Below are 20,386 nucleotides of genomic sequence, written 5' to 3'. Positions count from 1 at the left end.
AAACGCGGCGAGCCGCTGTTGCCTCACAACCTGCTTGCCCGTGGGGTTTAGGGCATTGCAGGTTTAGCCTGGTCCTCTTTTTCAGCGTCTTGCTCCAGCAGCACCAGTGCACCGACGATTAGCGCGTGCATACCTTGTTCAAGCTCGGCTTCCATCTCGGCTTCTTCTGCCGCGCGCTCCGCCTCCAGTACCGGTTCCCGACCGGTCACCGAATACACCGTATCGGCCACGGCGATACCGTGAAACGCGACGGTCGCCAGTAGCCAGCGCGCGCGCTCTTTTGAAAGGCCATAGGCCTGGGCGATATGGCTCTGATGGTCGTCGATTTTGGCGAGCATCGGCTGGGTCGCCGCCAGCCTGCGGATGACGTAAGGCGTCAGCCCGGGATGCGCCTTGACGAACACCCGCACCGAGGTGGCAAACACCATCATGTAGTCCTTCAGCCCGTTGTATTGATCAGCCTCGGCCTGGGGTATCTGCCAACGGGTGAAGATCTCCTCGGCGACCATGCTCTTGAGGGCTTCGAGATTCGCCACGTGCTTATAAAGCGCCATATGGCTGACGCCCAGCGCCGCAGCTACGCCGACAAAGGTAATGCTCGGCAAGCCCATCTTGATACCTGCTTCGACGATGCGTTCCCGGGTGATGGTGCGGGGGCGCCCTCGGGTTGCGGGCGATTGTGGCGGGGTCATAACAAATCCTTGAACGTGGGTGACAGTCTTGTAGCCGTCTTGTCAGGATTTCGCAAATTAGTTTATAGTCATGCAACTAATTAAGATTGGCGTTTACAGTGGCGTTTCTAATGCCCTGACGACGCTTGTATCCCTGCGAAGGAAAGCGTGAGCTTTCCAGCTCTCCTGAAATTCCGGACGTTTGAATTCCATGGAAACTCCTGACCCGGCCTCGGCCAAACGAAAGGTGCGTGGCCCGATCAGCCATCTACTGAAGCCAGTTCGTGGGCGATTGATCCTTGCCGCCATGCTTGCGGCATTAGGTGCGATGTTGACGCTGGTCCCGCTGGCGGTGATTGCGCACATCGCCCGGCTTGCCCTGAGCGATGCCGACATGGCGCAAACCCAGGTGGGGTGGGCCGTGACGGTCGGGCTGGTGAGCCTGTGTGCAGGTTTGTTGTTGATCGCTGCCTCTGAGCTGCTCGCGCATTTGGCTGACAACCGCCTCACCCATCATTTGCGAGTGGCGATTGCGCAACGCCTGAGTCGGGTACCGTTGGGCTGGTTCACCAGCCGGGCCTCGGGCGAGGTCAAGCAGGCAATGCAGGACGACATCAATACGCTGCACAGCCTGACGGCGCATTTCTACACGACACTGGGCCGTGCAGGCGGGGCCATTTTGATCGCGCTGATCTATCTGTTTGCGCTGGATTGGCGGCTGGCTATTGTCTCGCTTCTGCCACTTGGGGGGTTCTTCCTGTTCTTCGCCAGGGCCATGAAAGCCAGTGAAGCGAACATGCAGGAGTTCACGGCCGGCATGGGGCGCATCGACAACGCGGTCGTGGAATTCGTCAACGGTATTGCCGTGGTCAAGTCGTTTAGTGGCACCGCCAGGGCTCCCCGCAACTACCGCGATGCGGTGGATGCCTTCGCCGAGGCTTTTGTCGGCTTCACCCGGCCACTGGTGGCGCCGATGGCTAATGCCAATGCGCTGATAGCGCCGGTTACGGTACTGGGCATGGTGCTGGTCTTTGGCACTGTATTCGTTGGCCTGGGCTGGATGGAACCTCTCGATGTGCTGCCATTTGCCCTGGTGGCCCCGGGGCTTTGCGGCCCCTTGCTGTTGTTGCACTACATCACCCATGACCTGAATCACGCGACTGGCGCCGCCCGGCGTGTGCAGACCTTGCTGGATACACCGGTGCTGGAGCAGCTGAGTCCGAGCGAACAGACATCGCCCAATGGCAACGAGATCCGCTTTGAGCATGTGGGTTACGCCTATGACGCTGAGCGCCGTGTGCTTGCAGACGTCAACTTGACGCTGAAACCGGGTACCACCACGGCCATCGTCGGTTACTCCGGTGCGGGCAAATCGACACTGGCGCGACTGCTGCTGCGCTTCTTTGACCCCACCGAGGGGCGCATCACGCTGGGCGGTGTGGACATTCGCTACATCGAGTCCTCCAGTCTGTACCGGCACATCGGTTTTGTCTTGCAGGAGGTGCGCCTGATCCACGCCAGCGTGCGCGACAACATTGCCCTGGGCAGGCCGTCGGCCACCCGGCAAGAGGTCGAGGAGGCAGCGCGAACCGCCAATATCCACGAGCGAATCCTCGCGTTGCCACGCGGCTATGACGCCGTGATCGGCGAGGACGCACAGCTCTCCGGCGGCGAGCAGCAGCGTTTGAGCATCGCCCGGGCCGTGTTGCTTGATCCGCCCGTGTTGGTGCTCGACGAAGCCACGGCCGCCGCCGACGCCGAAAGCGAAGTGGCGATCCAGGAAGCCCTTTCACGCTTTGCCGAAGGCCGCACGCTGCTGGTGATTGCTCATCGCCTCGACACGGTGATGCATGCCGACCAGATCATCGTGCTCGACAACGGCACGGTGCATGAACAGGGCTCGCACCAGCAACTGCTGGCATGCAAGGGGCTCTATGCGCGCTTGTGGGCGCAGGGTGGTTACACGCATTCAGAACAACAGGCGGTGCCGTCATGCTAAAACCCTTTGCTCAATTATTGGGCGATGACGCGCCCGTCTTGCGACGCTACCTGTGCATGGCCGTAGCCTATGGCCTGCTCTGCGGGCTGAGCCTTATCACCCTGGTCCCCGTGTTACAGCATTTATTGGCCAACGATGTGCGGGGCGCCGGGTTATGGCTGGGCCTGACGCTGGCGGGCGTGGTGGTGTGCTGGGCTTGGCGACGTCAGGTAGACAAGGCCGGTGTGGCCGTGGGCGTGGCGATATTGCAGGGCGCCCGGCAACGTATCGGTGATCATGTCGCGAGCCTGCCGCTGGGCTGGTTCACCGCGCAAAATACCAGTCGCCTTGGGCATGTGATTACCCACGGCGTGATGGCGGTTGCGCAATTACCGGCGCATGTCTTTACGCCGCTCATCACTGGCGCTGTCACGCCGCTGGTAATGGTCGCTGCGCTGTTTGCGCTGCACTGGCCGCTGGGCCTGATCGCACTGCTGGGGCTGCCGCTGCTGGTGCTCGCGCTGCGGTTAACAGGACGGCTGGGGCGACACTCCGGCCGGGCTTACCAGCAACACTTTGCCGATGCCAGCCAGCGCATGGTTGAGTTCGCCCAGGCACAGTCGGTGCTGCGCGCCTTTAACGGCGAAGGCGGCGGGACGCAGTTGCTGGAGCACGCCATCGACCGGCAGCGCCGCTCCGGCATGCGCCTGATCTTGCAGTCCACGCTCTCGGTGGTGCTCAACGCCTGGGTGGTGCAGGCCATCTTTGCGCTATTGCTGATAGCGGCTGTGGGCTGGCTCAACGCTCAAGTGGGCATTGCCCAGGACACCGGCTCGGTGATTGCTGTTGTGGTCGCGCTGGTGTTGGCCAGTCGCTACATCGACCCGCTACTCGATGTGGCCAGCTACGCCGAAACCGTGCGTGGTGCCTACGGTCAGCTTGAGCAAGTGCAAAGTATTTTTGCCGTTGCGCCATTGCCTGAACCCGCTCAGCCACAGACCCCGGTAGATGCTTCGATCGAGTTGCGCGGGGTCAGCATGCGTTATGCACCCGATCAGCCGGAAGTGTTGCACGGCGTCAGCCTGCGCATTGCGCCGGGCAGCATGACGGCACTGATTGGTGCTTCCGGCTCCGGCAAGACCACGCTGGTGCGCTTGCTCGCGCGGTTCTTCGATGCCAGCCAGGGCAGCGTACTGATTGGCGGGGTGGACGTGCGGCAGATGTCCAGCGCGCAACTGGCCAGCCAGATCAGTCAGATTTTTCAGGACACTTATCTGTTTCAGGGCAGCATTGCCGACAACATCCGTATCGGCAGACCTGCCGCCAGCCTGGCCGAAATTCTAGATGCGGCGCAGCAGGCAGGGGTCAGCGAACTGATCGAACGTTTGCCTCAGGGCATCGATACGCCGGTGGGTGAGGGTGGTGCGCAATTGTCCGGCGGTGAGCGTCAACGCATCGCGATTGCCCGGGCGCTGATCAAAAACGCCCCCATTCTGCTGGTCGATGAAGCCACTGCTGCCCTGGATGCCGAGAACCAACAGGTGATCGCCCAGACACTCGCCAGGCTGCGCGGTCGGCACACGCTGGTGGTGATCGCACACCAACTGTCCACGGTGGCCATGGCGGATCAGATTCTTGTGCTCGATAAGGGCCAATTGGTTGAGCAAGGCTCCCCGGCAGCATTGCGCGCCAGCAACGGCCGTTATGCGCAGTTTTTGGAGCAGCGCCGGGCGGCCAAGGGCTGGCGTATCGCTGTGCCCACGAACGGCGAGCAAGCCTGATGCGTGCACGATGGACTGTGCTGTTTGCCTTGCTCTGCCTGACGTCGCTGTTGGTCGGGGCGCGGCAGTTGCAGTGGTCGCAGCTGTTCTCTGCGTCGGGCGATGCCTGGCTGACGATCACGGCCAGCCGCCTGCCGCGGCTTGCCGCATTGGTGCTAACCGGGGTTGGCCTGGCGGTCTGCGGGGTGATTCTTCAACATATTGTGCGTAACAAATTCGTCGAGCCGGGCACCACGGGCGGGCTGGATGCGGCCAAGCTCGGCATCCTCGTGTCATTGGCGCTGGCGCCCGCTGCCGGGGCGCCTGCACGAATGCTGTTCGCCTTGGTGTTCTGTTTCGCTGCCGGCCTGATCTTTGTCTTGCTGATCCGCCGCATCCAGTTCAAAAGCACGGTATTGGTCCCGGTTATCGGCCTGATGTACGGCGGCGTACTGAGCGCCTTTGCCGAGTTTTATGCCTATCGCAATAACATCATGCAAAGCATGCAGGGCTGGCTACTGGGGGACTTTTCCCGGGTGGTGCAGGGCAGCTACGAAATCATCTATTTGATCCTGCCGTTTGTTGCCTTGACCTACCTGTATGCCCACCGTTTCACCGTGGTGGGCATGGGGGAAGGCATGGCCACCAGCTTGGGGCTCAACTATTCGGCAACCGTGGTGCTGGGCTTGCTGCTGGTGGCAGTCACCGTATCCGCCACGGTGATTACGGTCGGCGCGATTCCCTTTGTCGGCCTGGTCATCCCCAATCTGGTCGCGCTGCGTTATGGCGACAACCTGGCGCGCACGCTGCCCATCGTGGCACTGGGTGGCGCGTGCTTGCTGCTGGTCTGCGACATTCTTGGGCGCCTGATTATTTATCCGTTCGAAGTGCCCATCGGTTTGACTGCGGGCAGCGTAGGCGGGGTGTTGTTCCTCGCGCTGATCATCTGGAGGCACCGATGAACCGCGTGCTGCCCCGATATGCCGTGTGGGGCGTGGTCGTTCTGTTGGCGCTGGTGTTTGTGCTCATGCGCTCGGGCCTGGACGTTGACTATGTGATCCCCAAGCGGCTCGCCCGGCTCGCAGCCATGATAATCGGCGGGGTGGCGATTGCCTGGTCGTCGATCACCTTCCAGACCCTTACCGGCAACCGCATATTGACCCCCGCAATCATGGGCTACGAGGCGGTGTATCTGCTCTTGCAGGCCTTGCTGGTGTTGTTTCTCGGCACTTACAGCGCGGTTCTGCTGGGTGTTTCCGGTAACTTTTTGCTGTCCGTACTGCTGATGCTTGCCTATTCGTGGTGCATCCATCGCGGGTTGTTCCGGGACGGCAAGAACAACGTGTATTTCCTGCTGTTGGTCGGCCTGGTACTGACCATGGTGATCAGTACTTTTACCCAGTTCGTCCAGCTCAAGGTCAGCCCCGGTGAGTTCTCTGTGTTGCAGGGCTTTAGCCAGGCTTCTTTTAATCGGGCACAGCCTGCGCAGTTGCTGTTTTGCGGGGCGCTGGTGGCGGCGGTTTGCCTGATGGGCCTGAAGGCCTTACCCACCCTGGATGTACTCGCCCTTGGGCGCGATCAGGCCATTTCGCTAGGGGTTGATTACCGGCGCAACGTGCGCCTTCACCTGGGCTTGATTGCGGCGCTGGTGGCGATTTCCACCAGCTTGCTCGGGCCCACAGCCTTTATGGGCGTATTTGTCGCAAACATTACGTATGCGCTGGCCCGCACCTTCAGGCACCGGGTCACCCTGGCGCTGGGCAGCGCGATTGCGGTCGGTATGTTTATCGCCGCCCAACTCTTGGTCGAGCATGTTTTCAACTACAAGACCACTGTCGGCATCCTCGTCAATCTGGTGTGCGGCGGGTACTTCCTGGTGTTGATGGTGCGTACCCGAGGAACCCCATGATTACTGTCCATGACATCCATAAGGCCTATGGCGCCAAGACTGTACTGAACAACGTTAATGCCTGTTTCCCGAGAGGCGGGCTGACCTCGCTGATCGGCCCAAACGGCGCTGGCAAGACCACGTTGCTGATGATGATCGCGCGGCTGATGGCGCCGGGGCGTGGCGAAGTGCGCCTCGAAGGCCGCCCGGTCACGGGCTTGCCAATCAATGAGTACGCCAAGCGGGTGGCGACGTTGCGCCAGTCGCCAGACTTCAACTTGCGCTTGACGGTGGGGGAGTTGGTCGCGTTTGGGCGCTTTCCGTTTAGCCGTGGGGCGTTGACCGCCGAAGACCGGCGGCTGATTGGCGAGGCAATCGAATTTCTGTCTCTGCAACCGTTACGTCACGCCTACCTCGACGAACTCAGCGGTGGGCAGCGGCAAATGGCCTTTTTGGCGATGACGATTGCCCAGCAGACCGACTACCTGTTGCTCGATGAGCCGCTCAACAACCTCGATATCAAGCACGCCGTGCAGATCATGCGTGCGCTGCGCCGACTCTGCGACGAGTTCGGCCGCACGGTGATTCTGGTGGTGCATGACATCAACTTTGCCGCCAGCTATTCCGATCACATCGTGGCGATGAAGGCGGGTGCGGTGCAGTGCGCCGGGAGCGTTGAACAGGTGATTACTCAAACCCGGCTCAGCGAACTGTACGGGCTGGACTTCGACATCAGCCAGGGCCCGCGCGGGCTTCTGTGCAACTACTTCAATCCCTAGAGAGAACCTTGAACATGGCGCATCACACCCAGCGTTTGTGGCCGTTGGCCCTGCTGATAGCCGCAGCTTTTGCGCTGCAGGGCTGCAACGACAAACCGGCAACACCGACCAAGGCCAGCTCTTCCGCGCAGACGGGGCAGGGCGCTTACGCACCGGTCAGCGTGCAGCATCAATTGGGCACAACGGTGATCGAGCACGCCCCGCAACGGGTGGTCGCCCTTGACATGAACGAGGTCGATTTTCTTGACCAGCTCGGCGTGCCGGTGGTGGGAATGCCAAAGGATTTTGTCCCGCATTTTCTCGCCCGCTACAAGGATGCCGCGAGTGTCGAAGACGTCGGCGCCATTGTGCAGCCCAATCTTGAGCGGGTGTATGCGGCCAAGCCGGACCTGATCCTCATCACCTCGTTACAGGCCAATCACTATCAAGAGCTGAGCGAAATGGCCCCGACGGTCCATTTCGATGTCGACTATCGCGACAGCGAAGCGCGGCATATCGACGTCATCAAGGATCACTTGCTGACCCTGGGGCAGATTTTCGACAAGCAGGCGCTGGCCCGCCAGAAGGTTGATGAGCTGGATGCCAAAGTCGAAGAGGTCAGGCATCTCACAGAAGGAAGGCCCGAAAAAGCCCTGGTGGTGCTTCACAACAATGGCGCTTTCAGTTCATTCGGCGTGCAGTCGCGCTACGGCTTTATCTTCAATGCCTTGGGGGTGAAACCCGCTAGCGCGACAGCCGAAGCGGGTCTGCATGGTCAGCCGATTTCCAGCGAATTCATTCAGCAGGCCAACCCCGACATCATTTATGTGGTGGACCGCACGGCGGTGATGGAGCGTCGCCCGGTGATGGACGCCCAAAGCATGGGCAACCCGTTGCTGCAGCAGACCAAAGCTTGGAAGAACGGCAAGGTGATTTTTGCCGATGCCCAGGCCTGGTACGTGACCGGCGCGAGTCCCACCTCGCTGAAATTGATGATTGAGGACGTTGAAAAAGGCTATCAGCGCTAAGCCGCGGCAGGCCTTGGCCAATCATTAATTGGCTATTTAACGATTCTCATTAAAAACACCCTTTTGATTTAGATAAACAACAACCAGCAACTTCCCAGTTGAATGGAGCCTTAGCGTGCGTAAAAATCACTTTTCAACCCGCATTGCGCAACCTTGCGCAGACTTTGCCTTGAGCCGCACCGCCAATGCCGTACAGCGCGTGCTATTGGGCATGACCTTGGCCGTGGCCGGCTTGCCAGCCTATGCCGACACCTTGAACACCGAAGAAAAGGCTGTCTCGACACTGCCTGAAACGAGGGTGGAGGGTGAAATGGACTTGCCTTCCGAATTGCCCCCCAGCTACGCGGGAGGGCAGGTTGCCTACGGCAGCCGGGTTGGCCTGCTGGGCAATAAAGACTTTATGGAAACGCCGTTCAGTACCGTCAGTTACACCGAAAAATACATTGCTGACCGCCAGGCGCAAAACATTACCCAAGTGATCGCCGCCACGGACCCGGCAGTGTTCAGCAACGGGTTGACCGGCACCTTCAGCGAGAACTACTCCATTCGTGGTTTTGCCAGCAACATCAGCGACGTGACCATCGGCGGGTTGTATGGCGTCGCCCCTTACTACCGGATTTCGCCGGAAATGTACGAGCGCATCGAGGTGCTCAAAGGCCCGTCCGCACTGCTCAACGGCATGCCGCCGGGAGGTTCGGTCGGAGGTGCCGTCAACCTGGTGCCCAAGCGCGCAGGCAACGAGCCGTCAACGCGCTTCACCGGCACTTATATGTCCGATGCGCAATTTGGCGGGCACCTGGACGTGGGGCGGCGCTTTGGTGAAGACCAGCAGTTCGGTGTGCGCTTTAACGGGGTGTACCGGGATGGCGACGGTGCAGTGGATCATCAAAAGCTCAAAGCTGAACTGACCTCGCTCGGTCTGGACTGGCGTGGCGAGCGCGCGCGTCTGTCGGCCGACCTGTATGAGAGTGAAGACCGTGTTCGCGGGCAGAACCGCGGTATCAACCTGGCCTCCGGCGTTGCGGTGCCCAAGCCACCCAAGTCCGATACCTTGCTCAACCCTGACTGGGCCTATGTGCAGACCAAGGATCACGGCGCCATCGTGCGCGGTGAGTACGACTTGACAGACGATCTGATGGCTTATGCGGCGTTTGGCACCAGCGAAACCCGCTACGTTTACAGCGGCACCATGTTGGCCACGGTCTTTAACGAGGCGGGCGACTTCAAGACCAGCATGGGCCAACTGAAAATGGAGCTGGAGAAAACCTCAGGCGAAGCGGGCTTGAAAGGCAACTTCCAGACAGCGGCGATCAAGCACCAATGGTCGATCAACGCCACGCACTACGGCGACACCCAGAAGGACTACGGCCGCAGGCAGGTGCCCGGAGCAGACTGGATCACCAACATCTACAACCCGGTGTGGGGCCCGGCAGCGGATAAAAGCTTTCCGTACATTGCCCACAGTGAAACCCGCCTGACCAGTTACGGCGTGGCAGACACCTTATCGGTGCTTGAAGACCAGGTGCAATTAACCCTGGGGGTACGTCGTCAGCAAGTCCTGACCGACACCTTCAGCGTGAGCACCGGCGCACGAACCGGCCGCTATGACGAAGCCGCCACCACACCCGCAGCGGCATTGCTGGTCAAGCTCACCGACAATATATCCGTGTATGCCAACTACATAGAAGGCCTGAGCAAAGGCGCCACTGCGCCGATGACAGCCGCGAATGCCGGGGATGTGTTCGCGCCCTACAAATCCAAGCAAAAAGAAGTCGGCCTCAAGCTGGACCTCGGCGACTTCACCCATACCCTGAGCCTCTATGAAATCAAGCGCCCCAGCAGCTATACCGACCCGGACACCAACGTTTTCTCGTTTGGCGGCGAACAACGCAACCGCGGGATTGAATGGGGCTTCTTCGGCTCGCCGCTGAACGACGTGCGGCTCATGGGCGGCGTGGCCCATGTTGACCCCAAACTCACCAAGACTGCTGGCGGCATCAACCAGGGCAAAACAGCCACCGGCTTGCCCAAATTACAAGGCAAGCTGGGCGCGGAATGGGACACCCCGGTGATCGAAGGCCTGACCCTCACCGCCAACGCAACCTCAGTGTCCAAGCAATACATCAATGCTGACAACTCGCAATCGATCCCTGGCTACACCATCTTTGACGTTGGCACCCGCTACACCACCCACCTGGCCAGCCGCCCGATCACCTTGCGCGGCAGCGTGACCAACGTCGCCAACAAGGCCTATTGGGGGACGCCACTCCTGTCCAGCCTGGGGCTGGGCGCGCCACGGACGGTGGAGCTTTCGGCTTCGGTGGATTTTTGAGCTAGTAGGGGAAAAGGTCTGGCGGCAGGGGCCGCCAGATTTTGGTTGGGGGGAGGGTCAAACCTTCATCCACGCTACGACTCATGGCGGCTTCAAGTCTGCGCATAGGCTTCAAGATATATAAATCCAATAAATTGTGGCTAAAGTCAGTAAATTGGCTTTAACTCACAAATACAGGGAATTAAGCCGTTTATAGGATTAGGTGCTAATTCGAGAGTTTTGCGAATTAACTGATATTTCACCGACTTGGTACACGCTATGTTGGATTTAAGCTTCAGCAAACCCGGCGAGATCGTTAAGCGCCTTTGCGAACGCTTGCGCACAGAGCGCCTGGCGCTGGGCATGACACAAACCGAATTGGCCGGGCGTGCCGGTATAGCTGCTAACACGGTGTCCAACCTTGAGGCCGGACGTAATGTCGGGTTCGAAAATGTGGTCCGGGTGGCGATGGCCTTGGGTCGAGCCAAGGAACTCGACAGTCTGTTCCTGCCAAAGCTGGAAAGCATTGAGGATATTCGGCGCTACGAAAGCACTGCCAATCGTCAGCGATCAAAGAGGAAATCCAGCAATGCATGAGCAGGTGAACGTCTTCTATGAGGGCTGGGGTGAACGATGGCTATGGGGCACGCTGGTCTCCACGACTGCGCTGACCGGTCGCCCGCTGATTGTATTCGAGTACAGCAACGAAGCGCGGCAAAGGCGCCTGGAACTGTCCTCCTACACACTGCCGTTAGAGGGGGCTCAGTTGCGCCGAGATTTTCCTGGCCACCAACTGCACTTGCCCGGGCCTGTTTACGACTCGCTGCCGGACGGCTGGGGGCTGTTGCTGATGGACCGCATGTTCAGACAGCGCGGGCTTACCACGGCGCGCATAGGTGCTCTGGAACGGCTGGCCTATATCGGTAGCAATGCGATGGGGGCCATGACATTTCAACCCGTCGCCCCCGAAGGGCAGGAATCTGACGTGCACGTCCCGCTGCAACAGCTTGCCGCCCAAGTGCAGGAAGTGCTTCATGGTCACGGTGGCGAGTTTTTGCAGACATTACTGCTGGTGGGCGGCTCGCCTCAAGGAGCAAGGCCTAAAGCCCTCGTTTATCGCGACCCCGAAACTGGCGGGTTTACTACGGCTGTCACGCCGGGCTTTGAAGCCTGGTTAGTCAAGTTCCCGGCAAGAGATGAGCATGTCGAGGTATGTGCTATCGAAATGGTCTACGCCGCGTGTCTGCGCAAGTGCGGCATCGACACCCCTGATACGCAGTATTTCAGCCTGCCTGACGGATTGGCGGCGTTTGCCAGCAAACGCTTTGACCGCCAAGAGGGGCTGCGCATACCTATGCAGAGTCTCGCGGCCTTTACCGGAGCCGATTACAGATCACCTGGGGTACTGGATTACGTCAACTTCTTGCGGGCAACGCAGATGTGTACCAACGACGTGCGAGAAATGGCAGTGGCCTTCGAGCGGGCCGTCTTCAATGTTGCGTTCAACAACAGAGATGACCATCCGAAGAACTTCGCCTACCTCATGTCGCAAAACGGAAAGTGGCGACTGGCGCCGGCTTATGACGTGACCTTCTGCGAAGGTCCCGGTGGGTATCACCAAATGGACGTACTGGGTGAAGCCCTGTCGATTTCTCGCGCGCAAATGCTCCGTCTCGCCGATGAAGCCGAGGTGCCTCAGGACGTTGCAGGTAGAGTGATTGACGGCATTTGTAATGTGGCGAGCCAGTTTGCAGCTATCGCTGAGGATCTCTACCCAGGGGCTATTACTCGAGACACCGTGCACACGATCCAAAGCCGCATTGAGCAAAATGTGGCGCTGCTGTCTTGAGGGGGCCGGATTTTTGTTGGAAAGCTGGGGCCTGACGAGACATTTCTTGGCTGTAGTTAAAGACTCTCCGGATCCCCAAAAAACATCTGAATCCTCGACCGCAACCACCGTTCTCCCGGGTCGTTGTCCTGTGCCCCGCGCCAGGCCATGTGCAGTTCAAAGCTTTCTATCTCAAGCGGCGGGTCTTCGGCGCGCACGCCGCCGGCGGCGGTGAGGGCTTCGGCGGTGTAGTCGGGGACCATGGCGACGATGTCGGTGCCCGCCAGCAGTGTGCTTAAACCATTGAATTGCGGCACCGCGAGCACCACATGGCGCTTGCGCCCGATTTTTTCCAGTTCGGTGTCGATGTAGCCACTCAAGTCGCCGGCAAATGAGACCAGTGCGTGGGGCCGCGCGCAGAAGTCGTCCAGGCTCATGGCGCCGGGCATGGTGTCGGCACGCAGTAGTTTTGATCGGCTGCGGCGCAAGACTTTGCGCTTGGCATTGGCGGGCAGGTCGGTGGTGTAGCTGACGCCTACCGAAATCTCTCCCGACGCCAACAGCGGTGGCATGAGGATGTAGTTGACTCGCCGCACCACGAGGACGATGCCCGGGGCTTCAGCGCGCAAGCGCTTGAGCAGCATCGGCAGCAGGGCAAATTCAACGTCATCCGACAAGCCAATACGAAACACCGAGGTGCTGGTGGCCGGGTCGAATTCTGAAGCACGGCTGACGGCGGTGGAGATGGAGTCGAGTGCCGGTGACAGCAGCGCGAAAATCTCTATCGCCCGCGCTGTGGGCTCCATGCTGCGGCCGGTACGCACGAACAAGGGGTCGTCAAACAAATTGCGCAGGCGTGACAAAGCCGCACTGATGGCCGGCTGCCCCAGAAAAAGTTTTTCGGCGGCACGGGTCACACTGCGTTCATGCATCAGGGTTTCGAAGACGATCAGCAAGTTCAGATCGACGCGACGCAAGTCGTTACGGTTCATCTGGCGGGATTCACTGAAGGGTCAACGGAAAGTCAGGTAATGGATCTTACTGGCAAAGGTCATAAATCGTCACTCGGTAGATTGCCTTTCTTGGATTGAGAAGGGGTGTTTCAGGGCTTGTAGGCGGCAATTTCAAGATTTTTTGCGGCGCAGTTCACGGCTTTTCACGGCTAAAAAAACGCGCCGGATCAATGTCAGGCATGTCGACTATTAATGCTGTCTGTTAGTCTTGCGCACAAAGCCCGGATAAAGTCCCGTGGTATTAGCGATTAATAAGGCGAGGTTTGTGATGTCGCGCACGATCCGTTTTCACAAGTTTGGGTCAGCCGAGGTGCTCAAGTGCGAAGAGCACGAGGTCGCTGCGCCTGCGCCTGGCGAAGTGCAGGTGCGTGTCGAGGCGATAGGTATCAGTTGGTATGACGTTCTATGGCGCCAGAACCTGGCACCAAGCCCGGCGCATTTGCCGGCGGGCATTGGCCATGAAATGGCTGGCATTGTCACCGCTGTGGGTGCTGGCGTTGATGATTTGGCGGTAGGCGACAAGGTGGCGAGCTTCCCGGCCGAGAGCGCCAACGCGTATCCAACCTACGGCGAGCTGATCCTGATGCCGCGCTCAGCACTCACCCGTTATCCGGATATTCTGACCCCGGTACAGGCCAGCACCCATTACACCCCGCTGTTGATTGCTTATTTCGCTTATGTCGATCTGGCGCGTATCAAGCCGGGTCAATCGGTATTGATCACCGATGCCAGCCACTGCGCTGGCCCTTCATTTGTGCAGTTGGGCAAAGCGTTGGGGGCGAAAGTCATCGCCGCGACCAAAGAAGGTGAGGAGCGCCAATACCTGCTGGGCCTGGGTGCCGAACACGTCATCGTGACCGAGGAGCAGGACCTGCTGATGCAGGTCAACAAGATTACCGACAGCCGAGGCGTGGACGCCGTTTTCGATGGTCTGGGTGGCCCGCAAATGTCAGTGCTGGGTGACGTGTTGGCGCCTCGCGGCAGCCTGGTGCTCTACGGTCTGCAAGGCGGCAACCAGACGCGTCTGCCAGCCTGTGCCTGTTTTCAGAAGAATATTCAGTTTTTTGTGCATTGCATCGGTAACTTCACTGGCAAGCCGGAGTTGGGCATTGACCAGGACGTAGAGGCCATCCAGCGCGCCCTGCGTGAAATCAACCAGTTGACCGCCGACAGGGTGTTGCTGCCTCTGGATGTAAAAGTGTTCCCCTTCGATAAGTTCGTTGAAGCCCATCGCTACATGGACGATTGCCCATGCCGCGGACGTGTGGCACTGGAGCTGGGGTAATTTTTAAACCCACAGACTGACTGCAGTTGCAAACAGCCTGCCCTTGAACCTTGAGTTCAAGGGCATTTTTGTTGCGCATGAATAAACATGGGCCTGCTTTTGTTTATTGAATAGTGATGCTGGCAGTTTTTAATGATCGGGGATCAATTCGTTTAGATTTTTCCAAACTGGAAAAATATTCTTTTGTGTGTGTTTTATGTGTAGGTGAATTCCTATGCATATGTGGGTCGCATCTGTTATGAGGTGAACCCATTAGGTAACGGTGTGCTTGGCGCTGAGGGCTGTCGATAATACAGCGGTCGAACTGGAGGAATAGCCCATGAGCAACTTTCATGAACAAGCCATGCATTTTGTTTATCAACAAGTTCTACACCGGCTGCTGGGGTTTTTTAGTCGTCCCGAACGCATTGCGTTGCAACTGTTGGTTCAACGCATATTAGTCGCCGCAGGAGGGCTGGAACGGATTGGAAGTTATCGGGTCATGGTGATCCATGAAGGCGGCAAAGAATGCGCTTACACCTTGGCTTTTTTACGTGCAGCCCAACTGAGTATTGCCGGTCGTACCCCCGAAACATTTACTTTGCGTATTGCCGTATTGCGTCAGCCTCGTGTCACGACCAATGTCATGGCGCGAATACAGACACAATGCAATGAGTTGTTTGTGTATGACGATCCAACAGTGGAACTGCTGCTGGTGGATGAGACGCAAGTCAGGCGGTTGGACAAACACATACCGGTAGCCTTTGAGCGCTTGGCGTCGGTCATGGATCGCACACAAATACTGATGGCAGGGCATCTCTCGGAAGCTGCGCCCCGAGCGACGTTCTTTTATGCCGATCTGCTGTCACGGGCCAAGCTTTACCGGCGCGCCTGCGAATGGGGTGGGCACGTTGATGCGTTAATTGATCGCCGCCCGCCTGAACACTTGGGTGAATACACTCAATGGATACGGCAGGTAGCGCTTAAACAGGGGCATGCGGCTAATGCTCTGTATGCCCAAGACTTTGAAAGTGCAGTTAAATTATGTTCAAAACTGGATGATGACTTTAAACACTGGTTGCGTCTTCCTGTGCCGTTGAATCTGTTGGGGGCGCACAGCGCAGACAGCGAAATTAATATTATCAACGTGTTTGATTGCCTCTCTTATGAAGTCGATATGCTGCATTCGCAAGTGCTGATGTTTGTAGAAGGCTCTTGGAATGTAAAGGTGTTGGATGTTGAGGAACCCCAGGCTGCTGTTGTTTTATTGTCGGCGCACATACAGGGCATTCGTGGTGTCTGTCACTGCGGGGATGAGTACCATGTTGGAGTACAAGACTTTTTGCGCAAGGCCAGCGCCGACAATCAAGCTAACGAACGCTACAAAGGGCAGGTGATCAAAAAGCTGGGTGGCAGTTTTAATACCCCAAAGCGCATAGAAAGACTACGACAAACCGTTACTCACTATCTGGCCGAACTTCATGGCATGACCGATGAACATCTGATCTGCGCTCTGTATTCACCGTTTGTGGATCAGGCAAGCGGCCTCGAAGTGTTTTTACAACAACGTCATCCCGAAAAACTCCATGTACGCAATGACATGAGACAGACCCTGATGGAGGAAAATGCCGCGTCAGAAGCTGATGTAAAGTGGCTTGAATCGGTCAGCGGGCTACCTGTGTCAGCACTTCGTGTGCTGTTCGGTATGTCAAAAACAGACTTCTCAGCCGGTAAGTCCTTGATTGCCGCACTGTGGATGTATGACCCTGACAAGCAGCTCTGAGGTTCAACCGTAATCTGAAGCCGCTGCCTGGTCCCGGGTCAGCGGCTACCACACGGGAACTTCCCGGCCGCTCATCCAATAGGGTTTGCCAGCCGGGTAGGCGAACTGCTATCTGTATGCATAACCAGTAACCAAAGCCAGTGGTTTGTTGTGCCTGTGATTTCTGATCCCCTACAAGACCCGTTTTACTACCTCAAAAACTTTCAGCATGTACTCGCCTGGGTTGCAGCCCGGTATGAGGATGTCCTGAGCCCTGAAGAACAGCAATTTATCGCCGGTTTTGGCCAGTTGCCAACGCCCTCACAAGCACTGTGGGTGCGTATGGTGATGCGCAAAGGCGCGCATTTTCGCGCGAGCAAGCTCAGTTATGCAGAAATAGGTGATATCCGCTCTGCTGCGCGGCCTTTGGTGGAGGGCGGCTGGGCGAATGATCAGGCGCCCTTGGTACTGGCCGAGGTGTTTGAGGTCTTGACCAAGCCCGAGATCCTTGGCTGTTTCAGTGCGCACATCACCCAGCCCAAGGGTAAAAAGACCGCGTGGCTGGAGGATCTTGCAGCCGATTTCCCTCATCAACAAAGCTTCAATAAATGGCATCCCGCACTGGATGAACAGCTCTACACCCTCAATTACCGGGACTTGAGCGATCGTTTGCGGCTGATGTTCTTTGGCAACCTGAGCCAGGGCTGGCCGGACCTGGTACTGGCTGACCTGGGGCTGTTTAACTACGAAACCGTGGCGTTCAGCCAGGAATCACGCGCCTTGCGCTGCCGGGCTGATATTGACGGCTACTTGCACCTCTACGCCTGCCGTGAGGCGTTTGAAGCGGGCAGCGATGTGCTGGATGTACAGGCCAGGGTACTGGAATACCACAGCGACAACCGCTGGCTGCAACGCCGTCGGGCGCGTTTGTTGTTTCAAATCGGCCAGTTCCACGAACGGGCAGGGGCGTTGGCTCAGGCTTTACGGGTCTACCGTGACAGCCAACACCCCGAGGCGCGTTTGCGCATGGTTCGGGTGCTTGAGCTGCTGGGTGAGTTTGAACAGGCCATGGCGTTGACCGAGCCCAGTGCGGATGTGCCTTTTACCGACGCTGAGCAACAGCAATTGCTGCGCATGCTGCCCCGTTTGCGCCGCAAGCTGGGTCTGGCTGCGCTGGAACGACCCAAGGCGCAGCCGATCGAGCGTCTGGATCTGAGCCTTGATCGCGATGAACCCCTGTCGGTTGAGTTCAAAGTGGTCAAGCACCTGCAAGCGCCTGAAGCACCGGTTTACTACGTCGAAAATACCTTGATCAACGGTCTGTTCGGCTTGCTGTGCTGGCCGGCGATTTTCGCACCGCTGCCGGGGGCGTTTTTTCATCCTTATCAAAGCGGCCCGGCCGATTTGCTCGATCAAGATTTCTTTTCCAGGCGTGCAGACTTGTTCGACGCCTGCCTGGCGCAGTTGGACAGCCTGCAATACCAACACACCATTCGCGCCACCTACGCCGCCAAATTCGGCGTGCAGTCACCTTTTGTGGCCTGGGAGTATGTGAGCGAAAGCCTGCTGGACGATGCCTTGCTGTGCTTGCCGCCTGAACACTTGAAAGTCTGGTTCAAGCGTTTGTTGCAAGACATCAAAACCAATCGTGCCGGCATGCCTGACCTGATTCAGTTCTGGCCCGCGCAAAAGACCTACCGCATGATCGAAGTCAAAGGCCCCGGTGACCGCCTGCAAGACAACCAACTGCGCTGGCTCGCGCTGTGCGAGCAACATCAGATGCCGGTCACAGTGTGTTACGTGCAATGGCAGGACCTGAGCCCTTGAGTTATCGCGTGGCAGTGCGCGCCTTGTGCGAGTTCACGGCCAAGGTCGGCGACCTTGACTTGCGCTTTACCCCGTCGCCCACGGCCCAGCAGGGTATTGCCGGGCATCGTACGGTGGCTTCACGGCGCAGTGCCGGGTATCAAACCGAGGTGAGCCTTGAAGGCCAGTACCAGAGCTTGACCGTGCGCGGTCGTGCCGACGGTTACGACCCGCAAGGTAATGTGCTTGAAGAGGTAAAAACCTTTCGCGGCGACTTTGCCTCGATCCCCGTCAACCATCGGCAATTGCACTGGGCTCAGGCCCGGGTGTATGGCTGGCTGCTGTGTCAAAGCCTGCAACTGCCCCAGGTGAATCTGGCGCTGGTGTACTTCGATATCGTTAGCGAGAAAGAAACACGAGTCGAAGAAACCTGGAAGGCCGCCGACCTCGAACAGTTCTTTAATCAGCAATGCTCGCTGTTCCTGAACTGGGCCGAGCAGGAAATGCGCCACCGTCAGGCCCGTGATGAGGCGGCGCTGCAGTTGGCTTTCCCCCATGCGCAATTTCGTACCGGGCAACGCAGCCTGGCCGAGGCCGTGTATAAAACCGCCAGTGGCGGTCGTTGCCTGATGGCCCAGGCACCCACCGGCATCGGCAAAACCATAGGCACCTTGTTCCCCTTGATCAAGGCCATGCCCAAGCAACAACTCGACACACTGATGTTCCTGACCGCCAAGACGCCCGGCCGCAAATTGGCGCTGGATGCCGCACAAGTGCTGTACCCGGCAGGTTCGCAGAGCCCGTTTCGCGTGCTGGAACTGGTGGCGCGGGACAAGGCCTGTGAATACCCCGAAAACGCCTGTAATGGCGATGCCTGCCCGTTGGCCAAGGGTTTTTATGATCGCCTGCCCGCTGCGCGTCAGGCGGCTGTTACCCAGTCACCGCTGGACCAGCAGACATTACGTAGCGTCGCCCTGGACCATCAGGTGTGCCCGTACTACCTGAGTCAGGAAATGGCCCGCTGGGCTGATCTGGTGATTGCCGATTACAACTACTATTTCGACTTTACGGCCTTGCTCTACGGTCTGGCCCAAGCCAATCAATGGCGGGTCGCGACGCTGGTCGACGAAGCCCATAACCTGGTGGAGCGGGCGCGCCAGATGTACAGCGCCAGCCTCGATCAACACACCCTCAACAGCGTTCGGCAAAACGCCCCGGCGGCGCTCGACAAGCCGTTCAAGCGCCTCAATCGTGAATGGAATGCGCTGCACAAGGAACAAAACGGGGCTTATCAAGTGCATCCGCAACTGCCGGCTAAATGGCTCAGCGCGTTGTCGGGCTGTATAACGGCAATCGGTGACTACCTCAACGATCATCCGCAAGGGCTGACCGGCAACCTGCAAGCCTTCTATTTCGAAGCCCTGCAGTTCAACCGGGTCGCAGAGCTGTTTGACCAGCACTTTTTGTTCGACGTCAGCGTACGCGATGCTGGCCGGCGGCGTGTGTCACAGCTCAACCTGCGCAACATTGTCCCGGCGGGATTCATCGGCCCACGGCTGTCCAGCGCGCAAAGTAACGTTTTGTTTTCGGCCACCCTGAGCCCGCGCCCTTATTACGCCAACCTGCTGGGGTTGCCTGCCGATACGGTCTGGATCGACGTCGAATCGCCGTTCAGTGCACAGCAACTGAAAGTGCAGGTGGTCAGCCAGATCTCGACCCGCTATGTGCACCGCGAAGCGTCCCTGGCGCCCATCGTCGAATTGATCGCTGCCCAGTTCGCGCAGCGCCCCGGCAACTATCTGGCGTTTTTCAGCAGTTTTGATTACCTGCAACAGGTTGCACAATTGCTCGCCGAACGCCATCCGCAGGTGCCGCAGTGGTTGCAATCACGACGCATGGACGAAGCCGCGCGCCAAGGCTTTCTTGATCAATTCACCCTGGCCAGCCAAGGGGTAGGTTTCGCGGTGCTGGGCGGTGCGTTTGGCGAGGGCATCGACTTGCCGGGCGCGCGGCTGATCGGTGCATTTGTCGCCACCCTCGGGCTGGCGCAATTGAACCCGGTCAATGAGCAAATCAAGCTGCGCATGGCCGGGCTGTTCGGCGCGGGGTATGACTACACATACCTCTATCCAGGCCTGCAAAAAGTCGTCCAGGCCGCCGGGCGCGTGATCCGTACCCAAAGCGACCAAGGCACGCTGTTCTTGATCGATGACCGCTTTGCCGAACCCAAGGTGCAACAACTGCTGCCCGGTTGGTGGCAATTGGGCTGATGGCGTGGCGTGTGACACACTGCCAGCCTGTTCACTAACCGAGCCCTGC

At 58.5% G+C, this 20,386-nt stretch carries 15 protein-coding genes; 13 read left to right on the top strand and 2 right to left on the bottom strand.

The genetic code is table 11. The features are described from left to right. Nucleotides 1–47: 47 nt before the first annotated feature. Nucleotides 48–692, bottom strand: coding sequence for a TetR/AcrR family transcriptional regulator (locus GHO25_RS01425; protein WP_153389668.1), 645 nt, complete (start codon nucleotides 690–692; stop codon nucleotides 48–50). A 190-nt stretch (nucleotides 693–882) separates the two neighbouring features. On the opposite strand from GHO25_RS01425, the gene GHO25_RS01420 reads away from it, so the two are divergent. The 9 genes from GHO25_RS01420 (at nucleotide 883) to GHO25_RS01380 (ending at nucleotide 12,243) form a co-directional block, all read left to right on the top strand. After that, nucleotides 883–2,670, top strand: a complete 1,788-nt coding sequence (locus GHO25_RS01420) for an ABC transporter ATP-binding protein (RefSeq protein ID WP_153389667.1) — start codon at nucleotides 883–885, stop codon at nucleotides 2,668–2,670. Then, nucleotides 2,664–4,430, top strand: a complete 1,767-nt coding sequence (locus GHO25_RS01415) for an ABC transporter ATP-binding protein (RefSeq protein ID WP_153389666.1) — start codon at nucleotides 2,664–2,666, stop codon at nucleotides 4,428–4,430. The genes GHO25_RS01420 and GHO25_RS01415 overlap by 7 nt, the downstream gene beginning before the upstream one ends. After that, entirely contained in the window at nucleotides 4,430–5,371 is a 942-nt protein-coding gene (locus GHO25_RS01410; RefSeq protein ID WP_153389665.1) for an ABC transporter permease, read from the top strand. Before GHO25_RS01415 ends, GHO25_RS01410 begins: the two co-directional genes overlap by 1 nt. Then, nucleotides 5,368–6,318, top strand: coding sequence for an iron chelate uptake ABC transporter family permease subunit (locus GHO25_RS01405; protein ID WP_153389664.1), 951 nt, complete (start codon nucleotides 5,368–5,370; stop codon nucleotides 6,316–6,318). The genes GHO25_RS01410 and GHO25_RS01405 overlap by 4 nt, the downstream gene beginning before the upstream one ends. After that, nucleotides 6,315–7,076, top strand: a complete 762-nt coding sequence (locus GHO25_RS01400) for an ABC transporter ATP-binding protein (RefSeq protein WP_153389663.1) — start codon at nucleotides 6,315–6,317, stop codon at nucleotides 7,074–7,076. The genes GHO25_RS01405 and GHO25_RS01400 overlap by 4 nt, the downstream gene beginning before the upstream one ends. A 14-nt stretch (nucleotides 7,077–7,090) precedes the next feature. Beyond that, nucleotides 7,091–8,083, top strand: a complete 993-nt coding sequence (locus GHO25_RS01395) for a siderophore ABC transporter substrate-binding protein (RefSeq protein ID WP_153389662.1) — start codon at nucleotides 7,091–7,093, stop codon at nucleotides 8,081–8,083. 115 nt (nucleotides 8,084–8,198) lie between these two features. After that, nucleotides 8,199–10,415 carry a TonB-dependent siderophore receptor gene (locus tag GHO25_RS01390; protein WP_178109937.1) on the top strand — a complete coding sequence of 739 codons (2,217 nt, stop codon included), beginning with the start codon at nucleotides 8,199–8,201 and terminating at the stop codon, nucleotides 10,413–10,415. Nucleotides 10,416–10,673: 258 nt separating this feature from the next. After that, nucleotides 10,674–10,991 carry a helix-turn-helix domain-containing protein gene (locus GHO25_RS01385; protein WP_048372030.1) on the top strand — a complete coding sequence of 106 codons (318 nt, stop codon included), beginning with the start codon at nucleotides 10,674–10,676 and terminating at the stop codon, nucleotides 10,989–10,991. After that, nucleotides 10,984–12,243, top strand: a complete 1,260-nt coding sequence (locus tag GHO25_RS01380) for a type II toxin-antitoxin system HipA family toxin (RefSeq protein WP_048372033.1) — start codon at nucleotides 10,984–10,986, stop codon at nucleotides 12,241–12,243. The genes GHO25_RS01385 and GHO25_RS01380 overlap by 8 nt, the downstream gene beginning before the upstream one ends. Before the next feature lie 56 nt (nucleotides 12,244–12,299). Here the strand turns inward: GHO25_RS01380 and GHO25_RS01375 are convergent, their stop codons facing one another. After that, nucleotides 12,300–13,214 (bottom strand): LysR family transcriptional regulator, encoded by a 915-nt coding sequence (locus tag GHO25_RS01375; protein WP_153355524.1) that lies wholly within the window; start codon nucleotides 13,212–13,214, stop codon nucleotides 12,300–12,302. A gap of 289 nt (nucleotides 13,215–13,503) precedes the next feature. Between GHO25_RS01375 and GHO25_RS01370 the strand changes: the two genes are divergently transcribed. The 4 genes from GHO25_RS01370 to GHO25_RS01355 all read left to right on the top strand — a co-directional run bounded on the left by GHO25_RS01370 (nucleotide 13,504) and on the right by GHO25_RS01355 (nucleotide 20,337). Then, nucleotides 13,504–14,520, top strand: coding sequence for a zinc-dependent alcohol dehydrogenase family protein (locus tag GHO25_RS01370; protein WP_153389661.1), 1,017 nt, complete (start codon nucleotides 13,504–13,506; stop codon nucleotides 14,518–14,520). 319 nt (nucleotides 14,521–14,839) lie between these two features. Beyond that, nucleotides 14,840–16,282, top strand: a complete 1,443-nt coding sequence (locus GHO25_RS01365; RefSeq protein WP_153389660.1) for a hypothetical protein — start codon at nucleotides 14,840–14,842, stop codon at nucleotides 16,280–16,282. Nucleotides 16,283–16,438: 156 nt separating this feature from the next. Then, complete coding sequence (locus tag GHO25_RS01360; protein WP_178109944.1) at nucleotides 16,439–18,088, top strand: VRR-NUC domain-containing protein; 1,650 nt, start codon at nucleotides 16,439–16,441, stop codon at nucleotides 18,086–18,088. Beyond that, nucleotides 18,085–20,337, top strand: a complete 2,253-nt coding sequence (locus tag GHO25_RS01355; RefSeq protein WP_153389658.1) for an ATP-dependent DNA helicase — start codon at nucleotides 18,085–18,087, stop codon at nucleotides 20,335–20,337. The genes GHO25_RS01360 and GHO25_RS01355 overlap by 4 nt, the downstream gene beginning before the upstream one ends. The last annotated feature ends 49 nt before the right edge of the window (nucleotides 20,338–20,386 follow it).

Origin of the sequence: Pseudomonas sp. FSL R10-1350, assembly GCF_009600525.1 — a bacterium.
In the GTDB taxonomy this organism is placed as follows: Bacteria; Pseudomonadota; Gammaproteobacteria; order Pseudomonadales; family Pseudomonadaceae; genus Aquipseudomonas; species Aquipseudomonas helleri.
The sequence above is the reverse complement of the archived record's forward strand: the minus strand, read 5'-3'. Positions and strand labels throughout refer to the sequence as shown.

Coding starts and splice junctions, on each gene's coding strand:
- GHO25_RS01425 (WP_153389668.1), bottom strand. CDS start 692: ATGACCCCGCCACAATCGCCCGCAACCCGAGGGCGCCCCCGCACCATC.
- GHO25_RS01395 (WP_153389662.1), top strand. CDS start 7,091: ATGGCGCATCACACCCAGCGTTTGTGGCCGTTGGCCCTGCTGATAGCC.
- GHO25_RS01370 (WP_153389661.1), top strand. CDS start 13,504: ATGTCGCGCACGATCCGTTTTCACAAGTTTGGGTCAGCCGAGGTGCTC.
- GHO25_RS01375 (WP_153355524.1), bottom strand. CDS start 13,214: ATGAACCGTAACGACTTGCGTCGCGTCGATCTGAACTTGCTGATCGTC.
- GHO25_RS01385 (WP_048372030.1), top strand. CDS start 10,674: ATGTTGGATTTAAGCTTCAGCAAACCCGGCGAGATCGTTAAGCGCCTT.
- GHO25_RS01415 (WP_153389666.1), top strand. CDS start 2,664: ATGCTAAAACCCTTTGCTCAATTATTGGGCGATGACGCGCCCGTCTTG.
- GHO25_RS01405 (WP_153389664.1), top strand. CDS start 5,368: ATGAACCGCGTGCTGCCCCGATATGCCGTGTGGGGCGTGGTCGTTCTG.
- GHO25_RS01420 (WP_153389667.1), top strand. CDS start 883: ATGGAAACTCCTGACCCGGCCTCGGCCAAACGAAAGGTGCGTGGCCCG.
- GHO25_RS01380 (WP_048372033.1), top strand. CDS start 10,984: ATGCATGAGCAGGTGAACGTCTTCTATGAGGGCTGGGGTGAACGATGG.
- GHO25_RS01365 (WP_153389660.1), top strand. CDS start 14,840: ATGAGCAACTTTCATGAACAAGCCATGCATTTTGTTTATCAACAAGTT.
- GHO25_RS01410 (WP_153389665.1), top strand. CDS start 4,430: ATGCGTGCACGATGGACTGTGCTGTTTGCCTTGCTCTGCCTGACGTCG.
- GHO25_RS01400 (WP_153389663.1), top strand. CDS start 6,315: ATGATTACTGTCCATGACATCCATAAGGCCTATGGCGCCAAGACTGTA.